We start from the raw sequence: 5,919 nt of genomic DNA on the forward strand, positions 1-5,919 counted from the left end.
TAAATCCAAACTACCGAAAACTCCTAGAATACGGCTCTCTCAGAGCCTGACTCTCCCAAAATATGTCCGAACTGTTGCATAAAAACCTTACGACAAACCAAGGGGTAACTCAAACGAGTGACACTCAAATGAGTGACACTCTAAAAAGTGACTGTGCACTCACAAATCCCACCAGTTATACCTGAAATATCAAAAACCAAAACTTAAATGTTGAGAGGAACCACTTTATGTACACCGAAGAAAGAAGCTTGAACAATGAAACTATGGCTCTCGTCGCCGATACTACTTCTCAATCAACTCTTGCATTTGCTGAAACCACTGGAGTGAACAAACCCACTTTACAAATCGGTTCAACAGGTCAAGCTGTCACGGAACTACAACAGCTTCTATATCATTGGGGATATTATTTCGGCCCGATGGACGGTATCTTCGGCGTCCAAGTTCAAAACGCCGTCAAAGGCTATCAACACCGCGTCTTTTTAAAAGAAGATGGGATTGTGGCTTCTATAACTTGGGAAGCACTATACTCTGGTGCACCTGTGAATATGCCGATCGTCATGAAGGGCAGTTCTGGCAATGCTGTTAAAATTGTTCAGAATGTCTTGAAAATCAATGGATACTATTTCGGCTCCATTGACGGATTCTTCGGGCCGATGACAGATGTAGCAGTGCGACAATTACAAATCAGCAAGGCTTTACCGCAAGATGGAATTGTGGGCTATAGAACTTGGCACGCCCTCAGCAAGTTACCGCACTAATGACGGGTTGGATTCACTTTCAGTCATCGCCAAAAATCGGTAGCTCAATTAGGGATTTAGGCTTTGCCTAAGTCCCTAATTATCGTTAAGGGGAAGGCTGCGCGCGGGAAGGGCGATCGCCAATTCTGTTACCGTTCCCGGCGATGAAAAATATTCTTAACTTTGCGGTGTTTTTGGGTTCCTATATGGTAGGAAATTGGTAGTCCCCATCCGCTTCCTTTCCCTTCAGCTTTAGTTGTAAATAGTTGCACTCAGAAAATTATTATTCCGATACTTACCTAACAAGATTTACGCATGGGGGGCTTATTCCCGGTTTCTACGAAAAATTTCAGGTTTAGTAACGAGAAATCTAGGAATCAACCGGGTTTCTAAGCCAAGCGCGCGCAAGTCCCGAACTAACCTTTGATGAACTTTTCTAATTTTTTAGCCAGCTTCTCCACAATTCCATCCGAAGTACCTCCTGGCGATGCTTCTCCTTCAATACGCTTGACCGCATCCTCTGGAAGATTCAGCAACTGCACTAATTTTTGATAAGCTGCCGCTTCTTCAGCGTTAATTTTTGGTTCGTCGGGAGTGCGAGAACTAGATGAAATCACTTCATAGCCGAGTTGCAAGACTAATTCCTTTTCATCTTGAGTTTCTAGTTGGCCGATCAACTCGTCAAGGGGGATATTTTGCATGATGTAATCCCGCAATTCTTGTTGCATTTGTTGTCCGTCCGTATCAGGGGCAAACAAACCGCAAAAGCGATCGAGCATTAAATTAACTTCTTCTGTCGCGAGTTCGCCGTCAGCCCAGGCCATAGAAGCAACAATTCTCAGCAGATTCATCTGGCGGGGCGTAATTGATGGAGGAGGTGGGGTTTGCATAATTAAAATGGGTAATTGGGAATTGGGAATTGGGAATTGGGAATTGGGAATTGGGAATTGGGAATTCAGCCTGATTCCTTCTTGTCTTTTCTTTCCCGTTCCCCTTCATCATTTATGTCACAATTTCGATAAAGGAACTCCCAGCCATCCAGTAAAGTTTTGTTTCTGAATAGCGGTGGGCTGTTCCACCGGCACGATCGAGTAACGGCCAGGTCGGGGCGGGGCGAGATTAACGCGACAAGTCCGCAGTTCGTCTTGGTGAAAAACTGTCACCGAGACGATATCCCCAGGCTTGAAATCTTTAAGCCTCTCGCCCGCTTGTTCTGCATTTACCCGAAAACCTTCGATCGCCAGCAACTCGTCCCCAGCGTCAATTCCCGCCAATTGTGCCGGAGATCCTACTTCGACAAATTTAACCATTTCCCGCCCGTTTTCCGATCCCAACGTCCAACCGATGCGAGGCGTTTGGTCACTTTCATCTACCCAAATTTGCAGCCCGAAAGGTTCGAGATATTTGCTGTAAGGTAACTCTTCTGTACCGTCTATATAGCGGGCGAAAAAGTCGCTCAAATCGATGCCGGCGACGGACTCGATCGCACTTTGCAACTCTTCGGGAGTAAAGCCTATTTCGGCCGGCAGCGAAGGAGAATTTAACTCTCCGTTGGATATCAGGTGCGCCGCCTTGGCGTCTGTTTCCGACTTCAGGTTAAAATCGCCGTTTTGGGCCGAATTAGCATTGCCAAACTGCTGCCACATCAAACGCATCACATCGTCGAGCGATCGCTCGTTGCCGTGTCTGGCTCGAATCAACAAATCGAGCAAAAATGAAACAACTTCCCCTTTCAAATAATAGGAAATCTGCGAATTATCGCTGTTAGCATCCCGGCGATAAAGTTTAATCCAAGCATCCCAGCTCGACTCGCTGACAGGCTGCACGCTCCGCCCCGGAGTAGTCTGCAAGCGATTGATTTCCTTAGCCAGATTTTGAAAGAAACCCTTCACGCCGTATATCCCAGCTCGAAAAGGAATTACCAAATCGTAATAACTGGTAGTGCCTTCGGAGAACCACAAAGAAGGAGTATAATTTTCTTGTTCGTAGTCAAATACTTCGAGAGCTTTCGGTCGAATGCGCTTGACATTCCACAGGTGAAAAAACTCGTGAGCTACCAACTGAATAAAGCGTTCGTACTTTTCTTTAGCCCGAAAGCCAAAACGCGGATAGTTCAGAGTGCAGCTCTCTTTGTGTTCCAAACCGCCAAAACCAGAGCCGGACAAATGCAGGAAAAACACATAGCGTTCGTAAGGCAAACCGCCGAACATTTTTGCCTCGACTTCGATAACTTTTTGGATGTCTCGAATCGCCCGCTCTGGTTCTAAATTGCCTTTTCCCCAAACCACTAGCTGGTGGGGTTTTCCCATCATTTCAAACTCGTATACTTCGTGACAGCCAATCTCAAAAGGACTATCGACAAGGGTATCAAAATCCGCAGCAGCGAAAGTAAGATTTTGGCCGGAAACAGGCGGCAAAGTAGAAACGGTGCGCCATTGGGGCTGAGGCGGCACAACTGTCACGGTGTAGCAGTGGCGCTCAAAACCGGGCAAGAAAAAGCACAAAGCCGCCGGATTGAAATAACCGTGAGTCGAGTCTAAATGATTGGTTCGCACTGTCAGTTCGTTGGCAAAAATGCGGTAGCGAACCGTGACATCTGACACCGAATCGGTCTCAATTTGCCAGTGATTTTTGCTGAGCTTGCGCCAAGGTAAAGCTCGATCGCCTCCTAGCGAGCTAAAATCTTGCAGGTGGCGGGCGTACTCTCGAACCAAATAAGAACCGGGAGTCCAGACAGGCATTTTTAAATCCAGAACCGGCTTCGACCAACCTTGCACGCGCAAAGTTACTTCAAACAGGTGGGATTCAGGATTGGGCATCGCCACCGAATATTGAATTGTCGGTGCTGTTAGTTGCCCCTGACGGTTGCCGGCAGCCGACGAGGTATCCAAAGAAGTAACATCAGTCATTGACTTGCCAAATTAATCAAGTGCTTGAGGTTGATCAAATGGATAGTTTGGTGGTCGGGATCGATTTTGATCCAACCTTTACTATCGAGTTTTTCCATAATTTTGCTGGTTTCATCTAGGGTGATATCTGTGACATCAGCTAAGTCTTCATAAGGAATATTGAAGATATCTTTGCCCTCAGCAGTTTTCTGACCGTAGTTTTCTGCCAGCTCGACTAAAGTATTTGCTAGTTTAACCGCTGGCTGGCGGTTGCGGAGTTGATACCGGAGATTGGTTTGGCGCAGCCGCCGTACCATCAGTTGCAGCATCCGGTGGTGCAATTGCGGGTCTTTAAACAGGGTTTGAATAAATCGCTGAGCTGTGACGCTCAGAAGCCGCACGGGCGATAGAGCAAGTACATCATTAGATCGGGGAGATTCGTCAAGAATAGCCATTTCGCCGAAGAAGGCACCCCGTCCTAAAATAGCCATTGATACAGCTCGATCGTTTGACAAGCGCCGAACTTTTACCCAGCCAGACACGACAAAGTAAATCGCGTTGCCCCAAGAATCCTCCATCACCACAGCTCGGCCCGGGGGATACTCATGCTTGACGGCATTTGATAGCAGCCCTCCCAAGGTTTCTGGGTTAGCACCCTTAAATAGAGGGAACAGCTCACTGAAAGCTTCTGTCTTCATCAAAAAAATGGGTAGAAACTCCGTCCTTCTAGGACGGCTTTATATTGTCTTTTTTTGATTACTACCGCCTTGGGACTGGTTGGCTCGGTGTGCTTTTGTGTTGCACTTTCAGCGGGACAATTACCGCATCAAACTTCCCAGCCCTGTACGCATAGTGTTTTGCTCTTTCGAGCCTCCCTTTCGGGGTGATGTTAGCCTCGCCAAGGTTTAGTGAGCTTGTTGGGCTGAAAGCACTGCCCCAGTGACCTTAGAGCTGTTTAACCTTCAGCGACAGAGCGGAAAACTGGCTTCGCATTCTCCGGTGTCGTGACTCAAAAAACGTAGTCAGTTAAGACTTAGGCTGGTCAGAATGGCTTGTCAGATTACTCTTCCAAGCCTCACGCCTTTAGGCTGAGGTTCCTGACGCAAACTCGCGGAGGTGGGAAATATGATTAGGCGACACCCAACAGCTAGGGAACGATCGATGTTTGGGAACACAAACAATCTGTTGCTCCTTTAATTGATGATAAGGGTGCAGAGGCGCGCTTCACGTAATAATCGGCAGATTCTTTAATCTTAAACGGGTTTACAAGCCTGTCACTGCCTGTTGAACTTTGCCCAACAGAGGTTCTATGTAGTCCGGCCAGCCGATAGCGATTGACTGCGTGTGGGCCAGAGTCTCCGGCTCGATCGCATCTTTAGTCCACCTCAGCGGTTGACCTTGCAAGTCGCAACAAACCAATCCGGCTGCTTTTGCTAGTGCCAGAGGGCCGGCGGTATCCCACACTTTAACTCTGCCGTTGAGATACAGGTACAAACCGGCTCGACCGAAGATAACTTCCATCACTTTTAAACCAAAGCTGCCCAGCGAGTAAAATTCTGCTCCCGGGATGCTTTGGGCGATCGCCCGGGCGTAGTTTTTCTGGTCTTTGTCTCCGAGAATAATTTTACAATTTTCTGCTGTCGGGGCCGGGGGTTTGCACAGCGCGATCGGCTGCGGCGCTTGGGCTCCCACACTTTGGAACAATCCCCAATCTTTGCCGCCAAAATACATTTGGTCAAAAGCCGGGGCGTAGAGCCAGCCGGCCACCGGTTCCCCTTCAAGCAGCAGCCCCACCATCGAAGCGTAGTGCAGTTTTCCCCGAATAAATTCTTCAGTCCCGTCGAGGGGATCGATGCACCAGAGGCGCTGGTAATTGGCGCGGTAAGCTGCTCTGGAGGCGCTGTTTTCCTCGGTGATCCTGCCGTCTTCAGGAAACAAAGCGCTAAATGCTGCCGATAATTGTCGGTCTAGGTATTGATCGATACTCGTCACGTAGTCGTTGGGCCCTTTCTCGGAAACTTCAAAAGGTTCGGCTGCGAGCTTGTAAGCTTCTTGACCGCACTCGCGCAGGGTGTAGCGAATTTTTTGGTCTTGCTCTGGAGAAATATACATGAGGTTAAACATAAATGCTTTAGCTAACTTCAGCATAAAAGCTTAAGTCCTTGGAATCGATCGGCCTGTGTCAATGTTTGTGATTCGTACAAGATTTGCGCGCGGGTGTAGATAAACCCGGTTTCCCAACCATCAGCACTGTTGCGATACAAGCCCCAGAAAGGATTCGTGCAACTCACAAA

Annotated in this window: 5 protein-coding genes; 1 reads left to right on the forward strand and 4 read right to left on the reverse strand. The window is 48.0% G+C overall.

Translation table 11 applies throughout. The annotated features are described in order from the left end of the window. Positions 1-227: 227 nt before the first annotated feature. Positions 228-758, forward strand: a complete 531-nt coding sequence (locus QUA13_RS13505) for a peptidoglycan-binding protein (protein WP_333199150.1) — start codon at positions 228-230, stop codon at positions 756-758. 395 nt (positions 759-1,153) lie between these two features. Here QUA13_RS13505 and QUA13_RS13510 read toward each other — a convergent pair whose 3' ends face one another. The 4 genes from QUA13_RS13510 to QUA13_RS13525 form a co-directional block, all read right to left on the reverse strand. Continuing rightward, entirely contained in the window at positions 1,154-1,627 is a 474-nt protein-coding gene (locus QUA13_RS13510; RefSeq protein WP_172186314.1) for a tellurite resistance TerB family protein, read from the reverse strand. A 117-nt stretch (positions 1,628-1,744) separates the two neighbouring features. Next, positions 1,745-3,646, reverse strand: coding sequence for a M61 family metallopeptidase (locus QUA13_RS13515; protein WP_333199153.1), 1,902 nt, complete (start codon positions 3,644-3,646; stop codon positions 1,745-1,747). Continuing rightward, the gene (locus tag QUA13_RS13520; protein ID WP_333188812.1) at positions 3,643-4,323 is read right to left on the reverse strand and encodes a Crp/Fnr family transcriptional regulator; all 681 of its coding nucleotides are present in this window, start codon (positions 4,321-4,323) and stop codon (positions 3,643-3,645) included. The genes QUA13_RS13515 and QUA13_RS13520 overlap by 4 nt, the downstream gene beginning before the upstream one ends. A 565-nt stretch (positions 4,324-4,888) precedes the next feature. After that, entirely contained in the window at positions 4,889-5,773 is an 885-nt protein-coding gene (locus tag QUA13_RS13525) for an inositol monophosphatase family protein (protein WP_333199156.1), read from the reverse strand. Between the last annotated feature and the right edge of the window lie 146 nt (positions 5,774-5,919).

It is taken from the genome of Microcoleus sp. S28C3 (genome assembly GCF_036700785.1).
Classification (GTDB): Bacteria; Cyanobacteriota; Cyanobacteriia; order Cyanobacteriales; family Microcoleaceae; genus Microcoleus; species Microcoleus asticus.